Source organism: Acinetobacter sp. USHLN143 (genome assembly GCF_037145695.1).
GTDB classification, from domain to species: Bacteria; Pseudomonadota; Gammaproteobacteria; order Pseudomonadales; family Moraxellaceae; genus Acinetobacter; species Acinetobacter fasciculus.
In genome coordinates this window covers 1-23,534 of record NZ_JBBCWZ010000001.1, presented here as the reverse complement: position 1 = coordinate 23,534, position 23,534 = coordinate 1, and the positions used below count along the sequence as shown (strand labels likewise).

20 protein-coding genes are annotated in these 23,534 nt (G+C 42.9%); 15 read left to right on the top strand and 5 right to left on the bottom strand.

Going from position 1 to position 23,534, the window contains the following annotated elements; translation table 11 throughout:
• Positions 1–150: 150 nt before the first annotated feature.
• A complete protein-coding gene (locus tag WFH18_RS00105) occupies positions 151–1,173 on the bottom strand; it encodes an AraC family transcriptional regulator (RefSeq protein WP_174893667.1) in 1,023 nt (340 codons plus the stop codon).
• 138 nt (positions 1,174–1,311) lie between these two features.
• Here WFH18_RS00105 and WFH18_RS00100 point away from each other — a divergent pair, with 138 nt between their 5' ends.
• The 3 genes from WFH18_RS00100 (at position 1,312) to WFH18_RS00090 (ending at position 5,297) form a co-directional block, all read left to right on the top strand.
• Entirely contained in the window at positions 1,312–2,082 is a 771-nt protein-coding gene (locus WFH18_RS00100; protein WP_004278772.1) for an SDR family NAD(P)-dependent oxidoreductase, read from the top strand.
• Between the two features lie 164 nt (positions 2,083–2,246).
• Positions 2,247–3,383 (top strand): acyl-CoA dehydrogenase family protein, encoded by a 1,137-nt coding sequence (locus tag WFH18_RS00095; protein WP_004278771.1) that lies wholly within the window; start codon positions 2,247–2,249, stop codon positions 3,381–3,383.
• 267 nt (positions 3,384–3,650) lie between these two features.
• A complete protein-coding gene (locus tag WFH18_RS00090) occupies positions 3,651–5,297 on the top strand; it encodes an AMP-binding protein (RefSeq protein ID WP_004731435.1) in 1,647 nt (548 codons plus the stop codon).
• 254 nt (positions 5,298–5,551) lie between these two features.
• Here the strand turns inward: WFH18_RS00090 and WFH18_RS00085 are convergent, their stop codons facing one another.
• Entirely contained in the window at positions 5,552–6,082 is a 531-nt protein-coding gene (locus WFH18_RS00085) for a pyridoxamine 5'-phosphate oxidase family protein (RefSeq protein ID WP_004731434.1), read from the bottom strand.
• A gap of 483 nt (positions 6,083–6,565) precedes the next feature.
• On the opposite strand from WFH18_RS00085, the gene WFH18_RS00080 reads away from it, so the two are divergent.
• From WFH18_RS00080 to WFH18_RS00060, 5 genes are all read left to right on the top strand, one after another.
• Positions 6,566–7,336 (top strand): HesA/MoeB/ThiF family protein, encoded by a 771-nt coding sequence (locus tag WFH18_RS00080; protein ID WP_005103461.1) that lies wholly within the window; start codon positions 6,566–6,568, stop codon positions 7,334–7,336.
• 58 nt (positions 7,337–7,394) lie between these two features.
• Entirely contained in the window at positions 7,395–8,693 is a 1,299-nt protein-coding gene (locus WFH18_RS00075) for an ABC1 kinase family protein (RefSeq protein WP_004731431.1), read from the top strand.
• Between the two features lie 124 nt (positions 8,694–8,817).
• Positions 8,818–9,198, top strand: a complete 381-nt coding sequence (gene folB / locus WFH18_RS00070; protein ID WP_004645388.1) for a dihydroneopterin aldolase — start codon at positions 8,818–8,820, stop codon at positions 9,196–9,198.
• Positions 9,155–9,592, top strand: a complete 438-nt coding sequence (locus WFH18_RS00065) for a 2-amino-4-hydroxy-6-hydroxymethyldihydropteridine diphosphokinase (protein WP_004731425.1) — start codon at positions 9,155–9,157, stop codon at positions 9,590–9,592. The genes folB and WFH18_RS00065 overlap by 44 nt, the downstream gene beginning before the upstream one ends.
• Before the next feature lie 83 nt (positions 9,593–9,675).
• The gene (locus tag WFH18_RS00060) at positions 9,676–9,849 is read left to right on the top strand and encodes a hypothetical protein (RefSeq protein WP_004731424.1); all 174 of its coding nucleotides are present in this window, start codon (positions 9,676–9,678) and stop codon (positions 9,847–9,849) included.
• Positions 9,850–10,183: 334 nt separating this feature from the next.
• Here the strand turns inward: WFH18_RS00060 and WFH18_RS00055 are convergent, their stop codons facing one another.
• Entirely contained in the window at positions 10,184–10,885 is a 702-nt protein-coding gene (locus WFH18_RS00055; protein WP_005097209.1) for a VIT1/CCC1 transporter family protein, read from the bottom strand.
• A gap of 282 nt (positions 10,886–11,167) precedes the next feature.
• Here WFH18_RS00055 and WFH18_RS00050 point away from each other — a divergent pair, with 282 nt between their 5' ends.
• Positions 11,168–11,869: a DUF1003 domain-containing protein gene (locus tag WFH18_RS00050; protein WP_005103458.1), complete on the top strand. Its 702-nt coding sequence runs from the start codon at positions 11,168–11,170 to the stop codon at positions 11,867–11,869.
• A gap of 144 nt (positions 11,870–12,013) precedes the next feature.
• Here the strand turns inward: WFH18_RS00050 and coq7 are convergent, their stop codons facing one another.
• Positions 12,014–12,649, bottom strand: a complete 636-nt coding sequence (coq7, locus tag WFH18_RS00045) for a 2-polyprenyl-3-methyl-6-methoxy-1,4-benzoquinone monooxygenase (RefSeq protein WP_004278762.1) — start codon at positions 12,647–12,649, stop codon at positions 12,014–12,016.
• A gap of 3 nt (positions 12,650–12,652) precedes the next feature.
• A complete protein-coding gene (locus tag WFH18_RS00040) occupies positions 12,653–13,972 on the bottom strand; it encodes an MFS transporter (RefSeq protein WP_005103454.1) in 1,320 nt (439 codons plus the stop codon).
• A 174-nt stretch (positions 13,973–14,146) separates the two neighbouring features.
• On the opposite strand from WFH18_RS00040, the gene WFH18_RS00035 reads away from it, so the two are divergent.
• The 6 genes from WFH18_RS00035 (at position 14,147) to WFH18_RS00010 (ending at position 23,315) form a co-directional block, all read left to right on the top strand.
• Complete coding sequence (locus tag WFH18_RS00035; protein WP_005103453.1) at positions 14,147–16,903, top strand: autotransporter assembly complex protein TamA; 2,757 nt, start codon at positions 14,147–14,149, stop codon at positions 16,901–16,903.
• A gap of 35 nt (positions 16,904–16,938) precedes the next feature.
• Positions 16,939–21,459 carry a translocation/assembly module TamB domain-containing protein gene (locus WFH18_RS00030; RefSeq protein WP_153566257.1) on the top strand — a complete coding sequence of 1,507 codons (4,521 nt, stop codon included), beginning with the start codon at positions 16,939–16,941 and terminating at the stop codon, positions 21,457–21,459.
• A 329-nt stretch (positions 21,460–21,788) separates the two neighbouring features.
• A complete protein-coding gene (locus WFH18_RS00025) occupies positions 21,789–21,992 on the top strand; it encodes a hypothetical protein (protein ID WP_005103450.1) in 204 nt (67 codons plus the stop codon).
• A gap of 308 nt (positions 21,993–22,300) precedes the next feature.
• A complete protein-coding gene (locus tag WFH18_RS00020) occupies positions 22,301–22,570 on the top strand; it encodes a hypothetical protein (protein WP_005103448.1) in 270 nt (89 codons plus the stop codon).
• 157 nt (positions 22,571–22,727) lie between these two features.
• Positions 22,728–22,868 (top strand): hypothetical protein, encoded by a 141-nt coding sequence (locus WFH18_RS00015; protein WP_004645377.1) that lies wholly within the window; start codon positions 22,728–22,730, stop codon positions 22,866–22,868.
• Between the two features lie 159 nt (positions 22,869–23,027).
• Complete coding sequence (locus WFH18_RS00010) at positions 23,028–23,315, top strand: hypothetical protein (protein ID WP_005103447.1); 288 nt, start codon at positions 23,028–23,030, stop codon at positions 23,313–23,315.
• The last annotated feature ends 219 nt before the right edge of the window (positions 23,316–23,534 follow it).

The window sequence follows — 23,534 nt, the reverse complement described above, 5'->3', positions numbered from 1 at the left end:
TATTTCCGGGTGAATTGCAAAGCTTTCTGGGTGACTGTGTAGTCCTGCTAATATATGTTTTAGGGCTTGAAATATATAATCATAATAAAAATAAATGCTTAGAATCTAAGTATTTTTCGGTAATATCTTTGAAGTCTAAGTTTATATAAATTATCTAATGTTATTTTGTCGATATGCGCCTGGACTGACGCCAGTCCACTTTTTGAATGCACGATGAAATGCACTGGATTCCTGAAAATTAAGCTGATCGCTAATCTCTTGTAAACTTTGTTCAGTACGGGTCAGCAATTCAATGGCGGTATCCCGGCGTATCTCATTTTTTAACTGTTGATAGCTGACACCTTCACTTTTTAAACGCCGTTGCATGGTCGCTTCAGACATATTCATTTTTAAGGCCAGTTCATTCAGTTCCAGCCATTCTGCCGGTGAAACTTGCAGTAATTGACGGCGAATCTGGGTGCTCAAGGCATAGGGGTTTTTAAAACGCACCAATAAATTTTGTGGGGTTTGCTGAATAAACTGATACCAGGACTGAGCATCCTGTTTAATCGGCAATTGCAGATAGCTTGCATCAAATTGCACGTAATTTTCGCTGGCCTGATATTCAATCTGTTCACAAAAACGGACTTTGTAATCAAAATCATCTAGGGGTGCTGCGCATTTCAATTGAATCTGATTAAGCAAAATCCGTTGTCCACTTAACCAGCAGATCAGGGTATGAATCAGCATCAGATAAGTCGCATAACTAAACATGCGTTTAGTCTGTTGTAGATCATAAATCACGATATAGGCATAGTGTTCCTCAACCATGAGCGTGCTTTGCAGATCGTCCAAAACCAGGTTGAGAAATTGCAAAATATGTTGCAGCGCTTTTTCCAGTGTATCTGCCTGCATGACCATTTTCGAAAGTAATTTAAAACTACCACGACGCATGGCATGGCTGTCCATACCAAAAAATTCGTCATTCATGCTGTCTGCAAGCACAGTCCATAACTGGGCAAATTGGCTAACGGATACGCGTGCCTTGGGAGCATTCAATACTTCTGCTGGGATATTGGCTTTTTTTAGAATGTCAGAGATATCAAATTGCAGCCGTTTGGCATCCAGCAATGCTTCGTTCACCAGATCAATCGAGATGGTGCCTTTGCTATATTCCGGTGCAGGCTTATGCATATTCAGTCTGACATCCTTGTTTTCATTGTCCAAATACATCATGCAAGATGCAATATTTGGAAATTGTACAGAATAAAAACTCTGTTTACTCTGCATATTAAGTCGTATCTGAAATATAAAAATCGTTAGGAAATAAACATGAACATTCAGGGAAAAGTTGTTGTCGTTACAGGTGGTGCATCAGGTTTGGGTGCGGCTACGGCGACGCATCTGGTTGAACAAGGTGCCAAAGTAATTCTGGTCGATATGAATCAGGAGCAGGGTCAGGCATTACAACAACAACTGGGCGCACAGGCTGAATTTTTTCAGCTGGATGTCACCAATGAACAAGCCGTTGAAGCTTTCTTTGCTGAGGTCGAAAAGACTTATGGTCAACTGAATGGCCTGGTGAACTGTGCCGGTGTGGCACCTTCTGCCAAAGTCTTGGGTCGTAATGGTATCCATGAGTTGGCGATGTTTCAAAAAGTGCTGAATATTAATGTAAATGGTACGTTTAATATGCTGCGTCATGCGGCGGCTTTAATCGCAAAATATGAGCTGCAAGCCGGTGAAGAAGAACGTGGGGTGATTGTGAATACTGCCTCTGTGGCTGCTTATGATGGTCAGATTGGCCAGACTGCTTATGCTGCTTCAAAAGGTGCTGTGGTCGCAATGACCTTACCTTTGGCACGTGAACTGGCTCGTGAGGCAATTCGTGTCATGACTATCGCGCCGGGCATTATGGAAACTCCGATGCTGAAAGGCATGCCGCAAAATGTCCAGGATGCTTTGGGGCAAATGGTGCCATTTCCATCGCGTCTGGCCAAACCACAGGAATTTGCCCAGCTGGTGGGACATATCTTTGAAAATGGTTATTTGAATGGTGAAGTGATTCGTCTAGATGGTGCAATCCGTATGGCGCCAAAATAATTTTTTAAATAAACACATTTTCTCTGATTCATCAAAATGGCAATGACGTATCAGGGAAAGTTGCATGCTGAATTTGCCGAATATATCCAGAAAGCATCACATTTCTGGCAGTTAAAAAGTCCTTGCTAATGCTGGATAGAAAAAAATAAAGAAGGGAAATACCCGTGATTTTAAATGATGAACAAAAAATGATTCAGGACATGATGCGTAACTATTCGCAGCAGAAACTGAAACCGACAGCGGCCTTACGCGACAAAACGGCACAATTCCCAGCACAAGAACTTAAAGAACTCGGTGAGCTTGGCGCATTGGGTATGACAGTGGCTGAAGAATGGGGCGGTGCAGGTCTGGATTATGTGTCACTGGTCTTGGCGCTTGAGGAAATTGCCGCAGGTGATGGTGCAATCTCGACGATTGTCAGTGTGCAGAATTCTTTGCCTTGTGGCATTACTCAGCGTTATGGTACAGAGGAACAAAAACAGCAGTATTTAACTAAGCTGGCGACAGGTGAATGGCTCGGCTGTTTCTGTTTGACAGAACCTCAGGCTGGTTCGGATGCCAGTTCGCTGGAGTGTAAAGCCGAACGCGATGGCGATGAATGGGTGCTAAATGGTACCAAGCAGTTTATCACGACAGGTAAACACGCACAGATTGCACTAGTCTTTGCTGTGACTGATAAATCTGCAGGGAAAAAGGGTATTTCATGCTTTCTGGTGCCGACCGATGCACCGGGTTATATCGTGTCACGCCTAGAAGAGAAAATGGGTCAGCATTGTTCCGATACCGCGACCATCGTTCTGGATAACTGCCGGATTCCGGCTGCCAACCTGCTGGGCCAGGAAGGTGAAGGCTATAAAATTGCCTTGTCGAATCTTGAATCGGGTCGGATCGGCATTGCAGCACAATCAGTCGGTATGGCGCGGGCTGCACTAGATGCTGCAGTGGAATATGCCAATGACCGTAAAGCCTTTGGTGTAGAAATTGTGCAACATCAGGCTGTAGCGTTCAGGCTTGCAGATATGGCGACACAAATTGAAGCCGCACGTCAGCTCGTTTTGCATGCTGCAACATTAAAAGATGCAGGCTTGGCGTGTTTAAAAGAAGCATCGATGGCAAAACTGTTTGCATCGACTATTGCAGAAAGAGTCTGCTCGGATGCGATCCAGATTCATGGTGGCTACGGTTATGTCTCTGATTTTCCGGTCGAGCGAATTTATCGTGATGTACGAGTGAGCCAGATTTATGAAGGTGCATCGGATATTCAACGTCTGGTGATTGCACGTGAAGTATGTCAGCGCTGATTTTTAATTTAAAAAACAGACTTTGATTGATGTTCAAATCTGGCACTTACGTTGATGGATATGGAAATTGCAGGATTCAACTGAACATGATGATCTAAAGACATACAGTACGAATAATCGAAAAATAAGCCTTATTCATGTTCTAGCCCTAGGGCATGAATGCAGATTTGAGAAAGTATGCTGATGGAATCAGCAGGAACAACAAATACAAATGGACAAACTCAGGCAAGGTCGCCTGAAAACTACAACAGGAAAGAGGTTGTCGTCATGAAGACACTAGAACAGGCATATGCTGATTTTAATTTTGAAAATATGGTTCAAGAACATCTGGTTGGAAACGCAGAGAACATCAATGCGTATACCGAATGCTGTGGTCGCTACTTGGGTCAAAACCGAACTGCACTGATTTGGGAAGGCAAAAACGGAGACGCAGAGCAGTGGACCTTTGAACAACTGGCCGTGGCTTCAGGACAGCTGGCCAATTATATGCATTCTCTGGGTTTAAAGGCTGGTGACTGTATTGCAGGGTTGCTGCCAAGAACGCCAGCACTCTTAATTACTATATTGGCCACTTGGCGGATTGGTGCCATTTACCAACCTTTATTTACTGCCTTTGAAAGCAAAGCCATTGAACATCGTATCAGTACCGCCAATACCCAGTTGATCGTTACTGATGAAGAACAACGACTGAAACTCCATGATCTCAATGTTCCTAATATTCTGACTGTGCATCAGGCAGCAGCGGATAATTATCAAGATGCTGATTTCTGGACAGCCTTACAGCAACAACCGGAAGAGTTTGAACCGGTAAATTGCCAGTTTAATGATATTTTCCTGATGATGTTTACTTCAGGCACCACAGGTCTGGCGAAATCGGTTCCTGTGCCTTTAAAAGCGTTATTGGCCTTTAAAGGCTATATGCTGCACGCCGTAGATCTGCGAGATGAAGATTCCTTCTGGAATCTGGCAGATCCGGGCTGGGCGTATGGACTGTATTATGGCATTGCAGGGCCGCTCAGTTTAGGGCACAGCATCATCATGGATGAACGTGGCTTTAGTGTCGATAACGCCGTACAAATCATTCAAAAATATCAGGTCAGCAACCTGACTGGTTCGCCAACCGCATTTCGCATGTTCTTTGGCTTTAAAGAAAAATTTGATGCAGGCATCAGTTCGCATTTACGCGTGGTAAGCAGTGCTGGTGAGCCGCTCACGCCTGAAGTGATTCAATGGTTCAATCATGATTTAAATGTGAATATCTATGATCAATATGGACAGACTGAACTGGGTATGGTGATCGCCAATCATCATGGCCTGGAGCATTATAAAAAAGTCGGTTCAGCTGGTTTTGCCATTCCTGGGCATCGTTTTGCTGTATTGAACAAAGAACATCAGGAAGTAGAAAAAGGCGAGATTGGAACCTTGGCAATTGACTGTTCAGCTTCACCGTTGATGTGGTTTGAAGGCTATGCAGGTCACAACCGCAAGTCATTTGTCGTGCAGTATTATCTCACTGGTGATACCGTGAAGCTGAATGAATATGGCGGTATTGATTTTATTGGACGTGCGGACGATGTCATTACAACCTCGGGATATCGGGTTGGACCTTTTGATGTAGAAAGTACCTTGCTGGAATGTGAAGAAGTACTTGAATCCGCAGTCGTTGGTAAGCCAGATCTAGAACGAACTGAAATTGTGAAAGCCTTTGTGGTGCTTAAATCGGCTTATCCTGCTACTGAAGATTTAATGTTAAAATTGCAAAGTTATGTACGTTCACGTTTATCCAAACATGCCTATCCGAAAGAGATTGAGTTTGTGACATCTTTACCGAAGACATCGAGTGGCAAGATTCAGCGCAATTTACTCAAACAGCAGGAAGTTGCTAAACTTCAAGAGATAAAGCGAGTCAGCTAATTTTTCAAAATTCATCTTTTGATTGAATACTAAAAGGCTGCCATGGCAGCCTTTTGGTTTTTTAAGAAATAAATCTTCTACTCAAATTTTAGTTAGATATTGCGTCGATTTTCCCAAGTTTATATTTTTAAGAAAGCAGATTGAGGTAAGCAAAATTATATTTTTTATGTCATTACAGTAAAATTACATGAATATTTAAAATGAAATATATCAAAAATTTAGCCTCTTAAGATAAAGAGGCTAAATTTCATTCATTACCAGATATTGCCTTGTAGATTCACTTTTTGATGTTCTGCATGCGGTTCGCCCGCTTCACCAGTTACGCCGCCTTTTAAGGCTTTAAAAAGCTGGGTGACTTTGTTGTCTGTCACATTCCAATATTCTGCGCTGACTGCTTCAGCAATCAATACCCGTACGGTAGGATCATCTTTGCCTTCAAACCAGTTTTCAGCCCACGGATTCCACAACTGTTCAATCAGAATACGGTCAGTACTGATCTGGGCATGAGCACTGATCGATACATAAATACCATCTGATGGTTTTGCAAAGGACAGACCGATCTGACCACGGCCTGTTTCTGCTGCTTTGACCAGATCATTCGTGTTACGCAGAATAAAATATAAATTTTGACGTTCGTTCATCTGCTCGGAGTTCAGCATGGTCATCGGCTGGGAGTGTATTTCATGTGTGTCGGTTAAATGGCTGATCATGGTGTAACGGACATCCTTGATCAATTCCCATAATTTTTCACGATTATCATGTTGAGTATTGTTATGCTCGGTCACGTATGTTCTCCAGACGATTTTATGAAAGCTGAAAAGATTGCTTGGTATTTTCAGATTAATCATATTTGGAGACAGATGCCTTAGGTCTCACTGAACTCATACATTTTCATACTCAAATATAGGCAGAGATTACAGAATTGCTAAACAAGACAGCTCGATTTACAGGGAAATTCAATAACAAAGATTTTAAAAAACTTCAGGTCTGACACCTTTTATAAATGAGAAAGAGCTGTTTGCCGGAACCATTCAATTGAAGTGATTCAAAAAATCTTGCCAAGCCATAGCGGCTGCAGCTTGATACCGAGCGTTTAGCTGATATGCTATTTGCCTTAACGAGTGCCGAACCATTTATTGATATGCTGTAAATTGACTGTGAGATTGATATTCCAGAAATTTATCAGTACTTAAAAACTTCAGTAAAGTTAATTTTACGATCATTGTTAAAAATTTTTGAAACAAGGAAAGACGTTGTCTACATTTAACATGGATGCCATCTCCCCAGAATTTGAACTTACCGATGCTGAATTGCATCTATATAGCCGTCAGATTCTTCTGGATGGCTGGGATATTGACGCTCAAGAACGGTTAAAATTTTCTAATGTCTGCATTATTGGTTGTGGCGGGATTGGCTGTGCACTGGCAGAACTTCTGGCACGTGCAGGTGTGGGGAAAATTACCCTGATCGATCCAGATACCATCGAGATGAGTAATTTACAGCGACAACTGGCATTTATGCCGCAGGATATTGGATTTTATAAGGCAGAAACTCTGGCCAAAAGACTAAGTCAGGTTAATCCGAACGTACAGGTTGAATATGTGAATCAGGCCTTAACGGCTGAGAATGCAGCGCACTTGATTGAACATCAGGATCTGGTGCTGGATGGCTGTGACCAGTTTGCCACACGTTATCTGGTCAATCAGATCTGTGTTGAGCTGAATGTGCCATTATTGAGTGCTTCTGCGATTGGCTTGCAAGGCCAGCTGTTTATGGTCGAAGGGGATTCCGCCTGTTATGCCTGCCTGTTTCCGCCAGAAAATCAGGCCGATGAAAGTCTGCGCTGTGCAGATTCCGGTGTATTGGCGACCACACCGAATGTGATGGCCAGTTTGCAGGCACATCATGCCTTGTTATATCTGGGATTGGGCCAGATGCCACTCAGACAAAAGCTGTTGTTGTGGGATGGTATGAGCTTTAAGCAGCGGATTCTCGCTTTCGAAAAAGATACAGATTGCCCAATCTGTCAGGCAAGATAAGCCTGCAAAGTGAATTTTTTTTGCTACACTGCGTTTAATTAATTTTTCCTAAGACATTATGAAAAACAATATTTGGTTAGATGGAATACGTTCAGTTGCCCGTATGGGGGAAACAGCAGTCGTTGCGGCAAAGGCGGGCTTTAAATATGCCACTGAAAAGCCGAGCAATGCCAAACTCATGCGTGAAACTTTTGAATCCTTAGGTTCAACTTATATCAAGCTGGGTCAGTTTATTGCCAGCACACCGTCGCTGTTTCCACGTGAATATGTTGAAGAATTTCAGGGTTGTCTGGATCAAACTCCACGCTTGCCGTTTAGCTATATCCAGCAAGTATTGGCTTCTGAATTTACAGGACGTAATCTGGATGAAATCTTTGCATCGATTGATAAAACGCCGTTAGCTTCTGCATCTATTGCACAGGTGCATGCGGCCAAACTGGTGTCTGGCGAAGATGTCGTGATTAAAGTACAAAAACCGGGCGTAGAAACCATTTTGTACACTGACTTGAATGTGCTGCATTGGGCAACCAAGTTGCTGGAAAAAGCAGTCCCGAAAGTTAAGTTTGCTTCACTGGCTGACATTGTCGAAGAAATCAAAACCCGTATGGTGCGTGAAGTCGATTTTATCGAAGAAGCACAGAATCTGGATGATTTCGTTAATTACCTGAATATCACCAACAATCAGGCAGCCACTGCACCTAAGGTTTATCATCAATATTCGACCCGTCGTGTGCTCACCATGCAGCGTTTATACGGTGTGCCTTTGACAGATTTTGAAGTGGTCAAAAAAGTATCCAAAGATCCATCTCAAGTACTTATCACTGCGATGAATACCTGGTTTGGTAGCTTGATGATGTGTAACAGCTTCCATGCCGATTTACATGCAGGCAACCTGATGCTGCTCGAAGATGGACGTGTCGGTTTTATTGATTTCGGTATTGTCGGTCAGCTTAAACCTGAGGTATGGACGGCATGTATGGCATTTATGGATTCATTGCAACATACCAATTATGAGCTGATGGCACAAAACATGCTGAAAATGGGCATGACTGCTGTGCAGATTGACACCAAAGTCTTGGCTGCTGATCTGGAACGCTTATTTAGCGGTGTATTGATGGCGGATCCGCAGGAATTATTAACGTCCAATCCTGCTGACCTGAACGATATCATGATGGATATGGTGGCTGTGGGTGAACGTCACGGGATCCGGTTCCCGCGTGACTTTGCCTTGCTATTCAAGCAAATGCTGTATTTCGATCGTTTCATGCGAATTCTGGCGCCGTATACCGATATCTATGCCGATCAGCGTTTGCAAATGGTGCAAAGCATGGATCCGAACCTGCTGTTAAAGCATTAAAACCCTATCTAGACTTGGAAAAATCCCCCTAAATCCCCCTTTTAAAAGGGGGACTTTAAAAGCTCCTCCTTTTGTAAAGGGGCTTGAGAGGGATTTGGTTAGTACTAAATTCTCGAGCAATCCAATGGACGCCATTATTATTGAAGGTTTAAAGGTTGAGACAGTCGTGGGCTGCTTTAACTGGGAGCGTCAAATTATTCAGCCTCTAATGCTGGATTTGACCATTCAAACCGATTTAGAACAGGCATCAAACTCAGATGCACTTGCAGATACGCTGAATTATGCAGAAATTTGTGAGATTTCCAGCAAAGTCATTCAAGACGCCAAGCCTGAATTGATTGAACATGCAGCAAAGTTAGTGCTGAATGCACTTTTTACTACCTTTACAGCAATTGAATCGATTAATATTACGATCCGTAAGCCTGCCATTATCGCGCAAGCCAATTCTGTAGGAATACGTCTTGAACGACACCGAAACGATTTTCGCCCTAGCATTAGCGAGTAATTGTCATCCTCAGCAACATTTTCAAGCTGCACAGCAACGTATTTCTGAATGGGGAGAAGTTCAGTTTTCTCCCATTTATATGATTCCTTGCCGCGATGGCATCGGCGCAGATTACTGGAATGCAGCGTGTTTATTGCGAAGTTCGGTGTCTAGTGAAGGCCTGATTGAGCTGCTCAAACAGCTGGAACAGGCATCAGGGCGAGTACGTCCATCTCATCAGATTACTTTGGATGTTGATTTGATTGCCTGGGGATTAGATCTTCAACATATGCAGTTTAATGAAAAAAAGTTGCCCTTGGCTCTGGATGTGAAAGTGCCTATGTTTGATATCTGGCATGATGCCATGTTCGAACATGGATCACATAGCTTCCCAACAGTTGAACAGCTGATTTAAATCAAATCACCTAATTTTTTGCTAATACATTTTATCCAGTAAGAATAATTAACCCGCCTGATCAAGCCAGATCAGGCTTTTTTATGCTTCAGTTTTTTGTTTTAGATGAAAAGAAAAATTCAGATAAGATGGCTCAGGCGGAGTTTAGGAATCCTTTAAAAATGAAAATATTAGAAATCTTGGTTTCGGTGATTTTAATTCTTGGGATTCTTTATGTCATCCAATGGGGGGTTCATAGTTTTCCAACAGGCAATTAATGTTTGATTGATTTAAGGCTCTGGAATTTATTTTAAGTTCGATAAAAATCCTCAAAGCAGTAAAAATGCCTCATCGCTCTTTCACTTTTTCTTGTTATAAAAAATGATCAGCAATACGATAATGATCGCCAAGATGGCAAGAATGATCGTAGTTTCCATAACAATACCTCTCAGACATAGATCTTAGGTTTTAAACATCTAAATTAAAACCGAACATATATTAATTAAACTCAAGTTTTGTTAGAGCCGCTAATTCTTTGAAAAAAATATTTTTCAGTGATGTTAATAGAAGAACGGCTCAATCCTATTCTGTGTCTAACTAATAAATAAATATTTAGGCAACAGACACATTAAATAATGATCCGATCCACGCACTGAATAACATGGCGATAATTCCCCAGAGCATCACCCGAACTGCACCTCTCCACACACTTACTCCACCGGCATAGCTCGCCAGTGCACCCATCATCCCCAAACTTAAAACACCAATCAGCATGACGCCTTTATCCAGATAGTGTTCCGGTAAAATCATGATTGAAATTAAAGGAAATAATGAACCTACCGTAAATGCCATGGCGGAAGAAAATGCAGCGAGAAAGGGTTGGGCAGAGGTATGTGCTGAAATACCAATTTCATCCCGGGCATGGGCATCCAAGGCATTATGATCGGTCAGCTGTTCAGCGACCTGTTGTGCCAAAGCGGGTTCCAGACCTCGTTGTATATAAATCGTTTTGAGTTCATTTAACTCATGCGTGGGATGGCGCTGAAGTTCGCGCTCTTCCATGAGTAGATCATTGGTTTCAATATCTTGCTGGGATTTAACCGAAATATATTCACCAGCTGCCATCGAGGCAGCGCCAGAGATTAAGCCGGCAACACAGGTCACCAATAAAATTTCTGTGGATGCTCCACTGGCTGCGATACCCACCACCAGACTGGTGACCGAAATAATCCCGTCATTTGCCCCCAGTACAGCTGCACGAAGCCAGCCCGCACGTTCGATATAATGTTTTTCAAGATGGTATGAATGGCGCACAATGAAGCCCCTTTTTTATTATCATCATGATTATATTAAATTTAAGTCATGTATAGATAGTAGGATTGAATCGATCTGAAAATTATCTTGAATGATCAGCTCATCGTGCGCTTGGCTGAGCATTTTATCAATCTAAGATAAAATCGAAATGAGATTCATAATTTCAAGAAATCAGACGCACTTGATACATAATTGATTTGCAAATGGTAAAAATGACTCAAGCAAATCAAACATATCGAACAAAATAATAGCTGAGTGAGCCGGTTTAAAAAGAGAATTATCATGAAAGAAAAACATGAAAGCCATAAATGCTTGGTATGCGGCAAGCACTTTCTTCTGAAAAATCTCACTCCGATGGGAACAGTCAGAAAAGTCATTACTGAAGAGATTGCCAGGGATATTCCAGGCTGGACACCGCAAGATTATATTTGCCAGGCAGATTTAACCCAGTACCGCATACAGTATGTACATTCATTATTAAGTTCGGAAAAGGGGGAAGTGACTGATCTTGAGTTTGAAGTGATTCATAGCATGCATCAGCATGAACTGATCACCAAAAATGTGGAAACGAGCTTAGAGCAAAAGTGGACCTTGGGAGAAAGGCTCGCCGATAAAATTGCAACTTTTGGTGGAAGCTGGACCTTTTTGATTTGTTTTGCAATCTTCTTGGGCCTGTGGATTACGATAAATACTGTGGTGATGGTGACACGACCTACTGATCCTTATCCATTTATTCTGTTGAATTTAATCCTGTCCTGTCTTGCGGCGATTCAGGCACCTATTATTATGATGAGCCAGAACAGACAGGAAGCAAAAGACCGCTTACGTTCGCAAAATGATTATCAGATCAATTTAAAAGCCGAGCTGGAAATCCAACACTTGCATGAAAAATTAGATCATCTGCTGCTACATCAATGGGAACGGTTGGCGCAAATTCAGGAAATCCAGCTGGACCTGCTTTCTGAAATGAGCAAAAAAGATTAAAGGAAGCTGTGGGGAATCTCTATTATTTTATAGAACTTATAAGCAATAAGATAACGATATCCCTTGAGCTGATAGATACCAGTGAGGATTTCAGATGTATTAAAAAGCCCACAAATGAGTGGGCTAAAATTAAAATAGTGGGATTTAAATAAAATAACTGGTTTTGGTCATCAACTTGGAAATGCCTGTCATGGCGATCTTAACTGGAACGGGTAGATCTACACCGCCAGCATTTAACGCTGTATCCCGATGATGCAGTTCATCTTCATTCATCTGTTCTAGAATACGACGAGAACGTTCATCCTGCGGTGGCAACTGGCTAAGATGATGCTGTAAATGCATGCTGACCTGACGTTCTGTTTCAGCCACAAAACCCAGACTGTATTTATCGCCTGCGATTCCGGCAATTGCACCCATACCGAAGGAAAGACCGTACCAGACCGGATTGAGCAGACTGGTATGGCTATCCAGTTCTTTTAAGCGGTTTTCACACCAAGCCAGATGATCCTGTTCTTCAATCGCTGCCTGTTCCATTTCGCGACGTACATTCGGGAGTTTCGCCGTCATCGCCTGACCATGGTACAGCGCCTGTGCGCAAACCTCACCACTATGATTGACCCGCATTAAACCTGCCACATGACGTGCATCACTGACGGTTAACTGTGTTTCTACCGGTTGGGCCGGATTTTCACGTTGGGCCGAAGTCGTGCCCGGGACTAGACTGCGTAATGCCTGGTCAAAAGAGTGAATCAGTTTATCGAGACCTGTATATTGACGCATGAATTAATCCTCCAAGGGCGCTTTTGCAGTTTTGATCATTGGTTTCAGCCGGTAAAGTAGCCAGAGAGTAAACAGACCGCTTAATACTGCGGTAATACAAAAAAGTATTTTAAGATCAAGCTCTAAAACACTTAAAATAATAATCGAGAATATAGCAGAAGATACCATGAAAACGGCATTCAGAATGTTATTTGCTGCAACCACACGCGCACGATGTGAGCGGGGAGAATGCGCCTGCATCATGGCATACAGCGGTACAATATAAAAACCGCCGCTAATTCCAAGTAAGGTGACGGCCAGCATCACATGATAATAGCTCCAGCCTTGCTGAAAGACATCTGCCAAGCCGATTAATGCACCTGTACGCTCCGGAACAAAGGCCAGACTCGCGGCCAGATACAGGGCAAAGATCACCAGACCGATCGCGCCAAAAGGCACCATCTTGATATTGACCTGGCTGCCACCAATTTTACGGCATAAGTATGAACCCAGACCAATTCCGACAGAAAAAAAGGTTAAGAGCAGACTGGCGACATTTTCAGATGCATGCAGATTTTGTAATGTCAGCTGAGGAATCTGGGTCAGATAGGTTGCACCATAAAACCAGTACCATGAGTTGCCCAGTAAAATGGTAAAAATCAGAGGTAAGCTTTTGGCATATTTCAAGGTCTGCAAGCTGGTGCGGAAGAAATTCCAGTCAACTTGCAGCTCAGGCGCGGGAATACTTTGTTTCAGGATATAGCGACTGGATATATAACCAATCAAGGCGATGCTGATGACGGTTAAACTGATCCAGATCAGGTTGCCGGCGGAAGCTGCAATGACTGCACCGCCCAGAATCATACCGAATAGGATTGCCAGAGAAGTTCCGGACTGAAACAGGGCATTGCCGGACATCAGTTCATTCGGTTTCAGGACTTCAGGTAAAATCGCATATTTGATCGGGCCAAAGAAAGTGGAATGGGTGCCCATCAGGAACAGGGCAAATAACAGAATCCATAAATTGCCCATGAGGAAACCGACAGTTCCCAGCAACATAATGGCAATTTCCAGAAGCTTGAGATAGCGAATCAGCTGTGAACGTTCGTATTTGTCGGCAATCTGACCGGCCGTGGCTGAAAAAATAAAATAGGGCAAGATAAACAGTAAAGCCGCCAGATTATTTAAAGTGCTGATGCTGGCCGATTGCTGTTGAATCCAGCCATAAGTAATGACCAGCAGTAACGCCTGTTTAAATACATTATCGTTTAATGCACCAAAAAACTGCGTCAGAAACATCGGTAAAAAGCGCCGAGAAGCTAACAAATGTTCATTTTTGTTCATATAGGCCGTGCTACATTAAGTTTTATTAAGAAATGTCAGTTATGCGTAAACATTGAGAAAAATCATGTAAGATACTTTCAGCCATGTAAAGGTAAAAACCAATTAATTAAGCTCCTTAGCTTATATTTTTCGGTCAAATAATCAATTAAAGAATGTATTCGTTTAGAGTTTGCTATGCCTGCAAAGAAAAATTTTAAAAAAACGATGCTAAATCGCAGTATGGGGCCTCTCATACCACAGCATAGTGGTATGCAGCTGTGTATGAGCATCTTTTTTATGATGTTATCCTATCAGAGCATGGCACAAACCGAACAGCCCGAAACACCTGTGGCCATTTCTCAGGCAGAAATGGTGGACGAGCTATCCAAAGAAGCGATTCGTCAGGGAGTGGCCACGTCCGAAACGGAAGCGGAAGAAAAAATCGAAGAAGCCTTGGAGCCTGAAGTTCCAGTGGACAGCATGTTGATGCTGGAACAACAGCAAAATGCAGGATCTGGTCTGGGTGAATTTACGCCGATCGAGTTTGATGATCTGGAAGATCTGCTAGTACAGACTATTGATCAGAACATGGCGAATGAAATTTACCAGGTAGCCGAGCAAGCCAAACAGGAAGCACAAAACTATCGCAATACTCAGACCAGCGAAACGGTGGTGGCCGATATCAGCCAGCAAGAACTGCTGGAAATCAATCAGGCGCCGGTTAATGTCGATCAGTTGATGCAATCGATTCAGGCTGACAGCCAGATTATTGTACAAAATAATGAAGCCGGATTGACCTTGCCAGAAGTGCCAGGTCAGCTTGTCGCTGAGGATGATAAACGTCCGAATCTGTTCAAACGGCTATTTTATAAAATCCGTCCTCCACGACAGATCATGACCGCAAGAGTTCCTCGCATTAGTGCAGATGTGGTGATCATAAATGGGCAAGGTGTTGCACAAAGCAACGGTATGCTGAATCGTAAAGATGTACCTGAAGGCCATCTGAATTTAAGAAATAATGTCAAAGCTAAATTATCCAGTTTTACCCAAGAGTCTTTTGGCGACTTTAATTCAGCTTTGCCACAATTACGCACCTTATCCAGACAGGCAGCGCAGGCAGTGGGCTATTATAATGCCCAGTTCAGGTTTGAAAAAATCTCTGACAGTCGGGTCCGGGTTTTTGTGACCCCAAATGAACCTGTCCTGATCAGCACTCAAAATATTGAATTTACTGGAGAAGGTGCCGAACAGCCACAATTCCAGGTCATCAGTCTTTTGCCTGAACAGGAAGAAGGCGATATTTTCAATCATGGCAATTATGAAAAGACCAAAGAACGAATCAATAATGCAGCCAATAACAACGGTTATTTTGATTCATTCTGGCGTCTGCATGATGTGAAGATTGCCCAGCCACAGAATACCGCTGATGTGAATCTGCGTTTTGAAACGGGTGACCGTTATAAATTAGGCAATGTCGATTTTAGAATGAGCGATCCTGAAAAGGAATTCCCGCTGGACCGAGACGTACTGGAAAGTCTGGTCACCTGGACAGATGGTGCAGATTATACCTTCTGGCGGGTCAATAGCCTGGCCAACAACCTGACCAACTCACGCTATTTCAACTATACCCTGGTGGATGCGATTCGCCCCGATCCGCTTGATAAAGAGCTGGAACTGGCACCCGATATTCAAAGCCTGATTGAAGAACAGCAACGGGCTGAAGATCAGGTTGCGACGACGCCACCGGCTCGCTCGGTATCCTCTTCTGAGGAAGTGACCCAGAATGTTGTGGACGAAGACCAGTTTGCCGGTAGTCGCGATCAGGAAAGTGCAAATTTAAGAACTTTGCGGGTTGAGCAGCAAACCAAAGAGAATGAACAGGATCGTTTAAAAGTACAGGCACGGGAAGAGAAAAAGATTCCAGTGATTGTGACTTTAAATGCAGACCGTTTAAACAGTGCTGAAGTGGGTCTGGGTTATGGCACAGATACCGATATCCGTTTACGTGGTCAATATCGTCGTGCCATTGTGAACAAGCGTGGACATTCGTTTGATGCCAACATGGAGCTATCAGGTATCCGCCAATCCATTGATGGACGTTATAACATTCCCTATCACCATCCGCTGAATGACTATGTCAGTATTGTGGGGGGGTATGAGCGTGAAGAGCGTGAAGGTGTCGCACAGGGTGAAGGCCTGTTGATTGAATCGGCAGTCTTAGGTGCAGACCGGATTATCAAAAATCCACGTGGTAGCTGGCAACGGACTTTCGGCGCACGTTATCGTCTGGATCGCTTGAAGCAGGATGGTTCTGTCGACTTTAACCAGATTCCTGAAGCTTTTCGCTTTAATACCGAAGATGAACAGCAATCGCTATTAGTCGGTTATGAAGTGTCACGTACCGATAGCAATCGTCGGGTCAACCCAACCAAGGGTTTCAAACAGACTTATAAAATTGAGCTGGGCAGCGAGGCTTTATTGTCTGATGCGGATATGGCCATTGTGAATGCAGGCTGGCGTTTTATCTATTCACTGGGTGAAAATGCAGATCATCAGTTTGTGGGGCGTGCCGATGCAGGCTATATTTTCACTGAAAATTTTGCCAAGGTACCGTATAACCTGAGATATTTCACTGGTGGTGACCAGAGTATCCGTGGTTTTGACTACAAGAGCCTTTCTCCTGAAATTGAGGGCTTTAAAGTAGGTGGTCAGGCTTTGGGCGTGGCTTCATTAGAATATAATTATCAGTTCAAGGAAGGTTGGCGTGCTGCGGTATTTGCAGATGCCGGAAATGCCTATAATAAAGAATTCAATAATCCGACCGAATATGGCGCGGGTGTGGGTGTACGTTGGGCTTCACCGATTGGGCCTATACGTATAGATGTAGCGACTGGACTGTCTGATGACAATTATCCGATTCGTTTACATTTCTTTATTGGGTCACAGTTATAAAACATCATTTTAAAAAATAGTTATTTGAGTAGATCATGGTCGAGAACCAACCACAGCCAGAACAAGAACCACAAGATAGCGTTGTGCCGAAAAAGCGCCGTATATTCAGAAGTATCCTATTGTCGGTGCTTTTTTCGCTGATTTTTCTGCTGTCTGTGCTGGCTTTACTATTTTCGACCAATCAGGGCAGTAAATTCCTGCTGGATCAGGTGCTGGAACGCCAGAAAATTATTCAATATGAATATGAGGGCGGTAATTTATGGCGCGGGATTATTCTTAAAAATGTGCTGGTCAGCCTGAAACCAGTCGATGTCAAAATTGATCGTGCTGATGTTAAGCTGGGCTGGCGCGCGATTGTCAAAAAAGAAATTCATCTGACTGAAGCCGATGTCCTCAATCTGCAAATTATTAACAAGCAACCATCAACGGGCGAACCGTTCAAGTTTAATGCTATCCGTTTGCCTTTTATCTTGCGCGTTGATCATTTACTGCTGGATCATTTGGTCATTAAAACCCAGACCAATGCAGTTGATTTCTATAATATTGAATTAAATGAGGCGCTCTGGTCCGGCACCGAATTAAATTTTGAAGATTCCCGGATGGATATGGGCTATCTATCGGTACGTGAAGCCACGGGTAAAATGCAGTTTGAAGGCAAATATCCGCTAGATGCCACGGGCATCGTCAATCTGCCTTCTTTAAGAGACAGCCTGAATATTCATGATATTCAGGTGCGGGCACGCGGAACACTGGACACGATTCAGGCTGGCGTAGCAACCAATACGCCTGATTTATTAACCGGTTGGGTTATCGTACATCCGATGCGTCCTCAGGTACCGATGCGCGGCGAGTTAAAGTTCAAAGATTACCACTGGCCTATTCTGGCCGAACAGAAACTGTTTACCAAAGACGGTATTGCCGAGTTTAATGGCGATATCAAGCGTCTGGACCTGAACGTCCAGACTGACCTGATTGGGGAAAATATTCCGCAAGGCCAATATAGTGCGGTGATGTATACCGATCTGGTCAATCAGCTGAATATTACCGATCTGAATGGTCAGTTGATGAAAGGTACAGTTAGCCTTGCCGGGACAGTAGGCTGGAAAGACCGGGTCAGCTGGGATCTGGCTGGGCGTTTGAACGGGATTGATCCCAAGCACGAGCGCATTCCGCAAGTCGTACAAGATTTCTTGCCGCCAAGTCTGGATGCGAATATTGCTTCTGCGGGTAACCTGGAAAATGGCTTGCACCTTACCGGACTGGTTGATTTCGACCGTTATGAAAGCTGGAATCTGAAGCTGGATCAAAACCCAGCCAAAGGCAATAAAGTACAACCGATGCTGTTAGATGTTGCCTGGAAAAATATTGATCGCGCCCTACCTTATGTGGGCTGGCTCAGCAGTCAGTCTGGCGATGTCAAATTGGCATTGGTCGAAGGTCAGCAGAATATTCATGTGGCGACTAAAGTCGAGCAGCATGAAGAAGGACTTCTACCTGCAGGCATGTACCAAGCCAAGCTCAATCTGAACAAAAATATCCTGAATGTCCCGAGCTTTAATTACAGCGCCAATGCAGCAGGCAGCTTAAGCGGCAATGCACGGATTGAACTGCCACAGGAAAAACGCCAGTTAAAATGGGCCGCAGTATTAAATGCCAAAAATTTGAATACCCAAAGTATTGCGGCAGCTTCACCGGTAGATCGTTTGAATGGCCAGGTTAAAGCCAATGGTTATGCGCAACCGAATCAGCAGATTATCAAACTGAACAGTGTTGACCTGACCGGACGACTGGCAGAGCAAAATGAAACCGTACGTCTGACCGGTAACAGTACTATTGCCTTGTTATTCCATAATGAAAAAGCGGGCGGTGTTTTTAAAGGTTATGCGGTCAATTATGATGGTGCTTTAAATTCTAGCCAGCTTAAAGCCAGTCAGGGTATGCTGAAACTGCGCGTTTCAGGCACCTCGGAAATGTTGAAGATAAATGAATTCCGACATGATGGTGTGGCTGGCAAGATTAATGCCAGCGGTCTGGTCAATCTGGCGAATGGGATTGGCTGGGATATCAATGCATCTTTAATCCGTTTTAAGCCGCAATATTTTAATGCCAAACTGAAAGGCGAATTGTCAGGCAATGTGCAAACCCAAGGGGTGTGGTCAGATGCCTTAAAACGCATTCAGATTCAACGCTTAAATCTGGCCGGTATGCTGAATAACAAACCGGTACGTGGCACGGGTAATTTATCGGTCATCATTAATTCGAACCAGCGCGGTTTTGTACCACAGCAGTTTGAAGCCAATAACCTGTTCCTGTCTTATGCCAGCAACCAGATTCAGGCGACCGGTAATGCACAAAATCTCCAACTGAAAGTCAATGCGCCGGCTCTGTTTGAATTGTATCCAGGCTTAAGAGGTCGTGCGCAGGGCTATATCAATATGCAGGCACAGCCACGATTGCAGGCTTCAGCCAACCTGTCTATCGACAATTTTGCCTTTAAAAACCTGTTTAGCGTGCAGAAAGTTCGTGTTCGTGGACAGTTGCCAACATCGCAAAGCACACCAACTTTATTGACCGCAACTATGGATCGCCTGCGTAGTGGTTCACGCGAGATTGTACGCGGTGAGATATCATTGGCCGGTACCCGTGCTGCGCACATTCTCAAAGTGCAGGCAGAAAACCGCCTGTCCGAATTCTTTGTGCAGCTTGCCGGCGGTTTTAATGCCCAGAATAACTGGCTGGGTCAAATTCAAAGAGGTGATTTCGACTCTTTACGTGCCCGTCTGGTACAGCGTCAGAATGCAGCCGTGATTTATAACAGTGCTCAATCGGATCTGTTCATCGGTGCTCATTGCTGGATGAGTCAGCAAAGCCAGCTATGTTTTGATCAGCCGATTCGGGTTAATAAAACCCGTGGCAGTGCCTCTTTTGTTACCCAAAACCTTGATCTGGAAGATTTCAGTGCATTCCTGCCTGATGGATTGGCGTTGACGGGTAAAGTCAATGGTTATGCCAAGGCTGCTTGGGCACAAGGCGCCAAACCTAAAATCGACGCGCGTCTGGTGACGCGTAATGGTGTGGTGGGCTTATCTTCCGAAGATCCAGATTATTTGGGTTCTACACTGAAATATGATGAAGTCGGTCTGGTGGCAAAAAGCGTGGCAGATGGCTTGCAACTTCGGCTGGACGTTAAAACCCCGGATATCGGAACCGGCTATGCCAATGTCATCATTGATCCATACCGTGACAGTAAACCGATGCGTGGCGAAATTGCCTTTAACCAGGTACGGCTCAAAATCTTTAAGCCATTTATTCAGGACATCCGTAATCTGGACGGGATTTTATCTTATGCCGGAAAAATTAGCGGAACTTTAACGGATCCTTTGCTTGAAGGTGAGGTTCGTGTCAAAGATGCTTCAATCAGCATGATCTCCCTACCGGTGAATTTGACCAATGTACAGCTCTATTCATCCATACGTCAGAATTCGGCTAGCATCAATGGCGCATTTAACAGTGGCCGTGGTGTGGGCAAATTAACCGGTTCTGTGGAATGGAAAGGTGATCCGCGGGTGCAGTTAAAACTGCAAGGGGACAATCTGCTGATTCGTCAGGCCCCATTAATTACCGCTGTAGTGACACCTGATTTGACTTTGGACATGTATCCATTTAATAAAAAACTGAGTCTGAGTGGCACAATCGATGTACCGCGGGCATTGATTTCAATGCCTGAAGCCTCAGAACCTGTAGTTGGTTTATCTTCAGATGTACGTGTCGTGCGTGAAGGTGATGATCAGCTGGCGATCTTGAAGTCTGCACGTCCTTGGGATATCCGGGCAGATGTTGCCGTTTCTTTAGGGAATCAGGTGATTTTCCAGGGCTTTGACAGTCGTATTCCACTCTTGGGTCGAGTCAATCTGTCACAGCGTGGTCTGGAAACCGCAATGCGTGCCAATGGTGCAATCGGGGTATCACAGCGGGTGAAAATCGAAGCCTATGGTCAAAGTCTGGACCTGAATCGTGCTATCGCACGTTTTAATGGTGAACTTACCAATCCGACACTGGACATTGATGCCAATAAATCGGTTCAGGGTAGTACAGTTGGAGTGCGCGTAACAGGGACTGCATCGAGTCCAAGTATTCAGATTTATAATGATGCAGGCCTGTCAGAACAGGAAGCCTTGAATGCCTTGATTACCGGCCGTGTCAATGAAGGTGTATCTGGTTTAAGCCAGGCTGAAGGATTTAGATCCGATGTGAATAATACGATCGCTGCTGCGGGGATTAGTCTGGGCTTGGGTGGCACCCGCGCACTGACCAACCAGATCGGGCGCAGTTTTGGCTTAACTGGTCTAGCTCTGGATGCCCAAGGTACAGGAGATGATACCCAGGTTTCTGTGACTGGTTATATTACGCCTGATTTATATCTGCGCTATGGGGTCGGGGTATTCACACCAGTGAATAAGCTGACTTTACGTTATCAGGTAAATCAGCGCTTGTATCTGGAAGCGAGTCAGTCTCTAGAACGTGCGATTGACTTGTTCTATAATTGGCGCTTCTAATTTAAGCAATAAAAAAGCCCTAAAATTTTAGGGCTCTTTTATTAGGAGACAGGACAAAGATTTTATTAGCTATAAAGTAGATTGATGTCATAGTCAGCAGAAGCATTGATCTCTAAATTCAATCTCTATACATATATGACAATAGAGTTACGAGTAGAGAAAGAATTTAGGATGAGACTTCAGGGTGAAGAAAACTGATCATCGTATAATTCAGCTATCACATATAGAAAATCAATTAAAATATGCAATAACAGACTGAAAATCAATAAACCCATAATAAAAATAGGTGTATATTGAAAATACGATTTCACGCATAAGAGCATCTTCGCATGTCGACTAAATTTATCATCCGTTTTGCTGCGATTCTATTTTCTGTACTTATTTTGACTGCATTAGCCATTCAATTTTTCTTTAAATCGGATGTAACCGTAGTTCTATGGATTTTCGCTGTACCTTTCATTTTGGGCATTCCAATTTTGGCTTCTGTTGTATTGACCACCAATGATGAACTTGATATTCATAGCGTTAATTAGGCTTGAACCTTAAACTGGCGCATTTAAAGTGCATCTGATCTTTACTGATAGAGCAGCCGACATTTGCACTTTGTTCAATAAAATAGACCTTATTTTAAAGCAATGCAGGTCAGTTAAGCATGCATCAGAAAATGTAGTAAAAATGAGTGTATGTTTACGCTCATTTTTTATCAGCTTACTCCAGAATTTAGATTTAACTCTAAAATCATCATAATTTACATAAACTCTAAGAAATAAGGGAATATTCTTATCATTATTCATTCAAAATAGGTCTTCATCATAAAACTCATTATTTTAGAGAAAACAGAATGCCTAAAAATAATTATCTACCAGCTCTAGAACAAGTTTATGACTTTTTAAAGGAACGACCAGGTTTTAAGGATAAAAGTGAATTTGATAAAGCGGTAGAATATTTTAGAACTCTACATGAAAGTGATCCTCTGGATTTCAGAGTTCAAGCACCGAATACTGTCGCTGGAAAATTTGGTGCTAAAGAGTCTATAAATTTAGGGTCTATGCCAGAATTCAGTAATAAGGAAAATTTCCTTAACTGGATAGATACGCAAATTAACCACTAGTTGAAAGACTTTAAGCAAACACATCATCCGGCAGGTTTTCATTTATTATTCATACATTCATTAACATGTAGTACAGAAAACAATCGAAACTGAGTTGGAAAACTACAAATTTGAATGATAACTTTGTATTCAAATCTTCCCAGTAAAGAGGTGAGCAATGAAGTTGTTGACTTTGGTTGGTATGGGAGTAGCAGCGAGTTATTGTTATAAAACTATGAAAAATGGCAAGCTTGCTCTTTCAAAACCTGACTTTGATGAAAGTGTAAAACGATTTGTACTGCAAGAATTTGCAGCTTAGTTCTTCACGATATATTTTCCAAAAAGGCTCATCGGATGATGGGCTTTTTTATTTTCTAAAAAATTATAATTTTAATATTCAGATTAAAAGCAGTTTAATTATAGCCACCATGTTATACACCTACCTCGTGATCTATTTTAAATAATTAAATGAGAGCTAATGGATGATGAAGATGGAAATGAATGGTGCGAGCTTATATATTCTGAAGCCTTGAGAATATATAAACCAACAAAATACAACACAGTCAACAAACTGAGATTCTTTGCGCTGATTTTAGAATTATTCGCAGAAATGCAGCATGAGGATGTAATAATTCAAGTAAAGGCTGTGAATGTGAAACTTAAATTGAGATCTAAAAATTACATTTTTTGGGTGTTTGAAATGCCTAATTTTCAGGATAAGACGTTATTTTTAACTTATATGTCTAGCAAATTAAGTCAGCTATAAGGTGTCGTTGAAGGTTAAAATCGTCAATTACTTCAACAAGTATAGTTATTTTTTATAAAACTATAGTTTTTTTATATGTTAATGGGGTATTTATATATTTTTATCAATAGATCTCTTGCGAAAGTCGTTATTGCAAGTTCATCCGGTTTACCAGTGCAGCGATTAAGTTAATGCGTAAACCGAATCTTTTCCGTCTATTTCGATAGCGTTCACTTAGTA

What these genes read in the sequence shown, in the direction of transcription:
- WFH18_RS00105 (WP_174893667.1), bottom strand. Translation starts at nt 1,173, where the DNA reads ATGCATAAGCCTGCACCGGAATATAGCAAAGGCACCATCTCGATTGAT.
- WFH18_RS00100 (WP_004278772.1), top strand. Translation starts at nt 1,312, where the DNA reads ATGAACATTCAGGGAAAAGTTGTTGTCGTTACAGGTGGTGCATCAGGT.
- WFH18_RS00090 (WP_004731435.1), top strand. Translation starts at nt 3,651, where the DNA reads ATGAAGACACTAGAACAGGCATATGCTGATTTTAATTTTGAAAATATG.
- WFH18_RS00080 (WP_005103461.1), top strand. Translation starts at nt 6,566, where the DNA reads ATGGATGCCATCTCCCCAGAATTTGAACTTACCGATGCTGAATTGCAT.
- WFH18_RS00075 (WP_004731431.1), top strand. Translation starts at nt 7,395, where the DNA reads ATGAAAAACAATATTTGGTTAGATGGAATACGTTCAGTTGCCCGTATG.
- folB (WP_004645388.1), top strand. Translation starts at nt 8,818, where the DNA reads ATGGACGCCATTATTATTGAAGGTTTAAAGGTTGAGACAGTCGTGGGC.
- WFH18_RS00060 (WP_004731424.1), top strand. Translation starts at nt 9,676, where the DNA reads ATGCTTCAGTTTTTTGTTTTAGATGAAAAGAAAAATTCAGATAAGATG.
- WFH18_RS00050 (WP_005103458.1), top strand. Translation starts at nt 11,168, where the DNA reads ATGAAAGAAAAACATGAAAGCCATAAATGCTTGGTATGCGGCAAGCAC.
- coq7 (WP_004278762.1), bottom strand. Translation starts at nt 12,649, where the DNA reads ATGCGTCAATATACAGGTCTCGATAAACTGATTCACTCTTTTGACCAG.
- WFH18_RS00040 (WP_005103454.1), bottom strand. Translation starts at nt 13,972, where the DNA reads ATGAACAAAAATGAACATTTGTTAGCTTCTCGGCGCTTTTTACCGATG.
- WFH18_RS00035 (WP_005103453.1), top strand. Translation starts at nt 14,147, where the DNA reads ATGCCTGCAAAGAAAAATTTTAAAAAAACGATGCTAAATCGCAGTATG.
- WFH18_RS00030 (WP_153566257.1), top strand. Translation starts at nt 16,939, where the DNA reads ATGGTCGAGAACCAACCACAGCCAGAACAAGAACCACAAGATAGCGTT.
- WFH18_RS00025 (WP_005103450.1), top strand. Translation starts at nt 21,789, where the DNA reads ATGTCGACTAAATTTATCATCCGTTTTGCTGCGATTCTATTTTCTGTA.
- WFH18_RS00020 (WP_005103448.1), top strand. Translation starts at nt 22,301, where the DNA reads ATGCCTAAAAATAATTATCTACCAGCTCTAGAACAAGTTTATGACTTT.
- WFH18_RS00015 (WP_004645377.1), top strand. Translation starts at nt 22,728, where the DNA reads ATGAAGTTGTTGACTTTGGTTGGTATGGGAGTAGCAGCGAGTTATTGT.
- WFH18_RS00010 (WP_005103447.1), top strand. Translation starts at nt 23,028, where the DNA reads ATGGATGATGAAGATGGAAATGAATGGTGCGAGCTTATATATTCTGAA.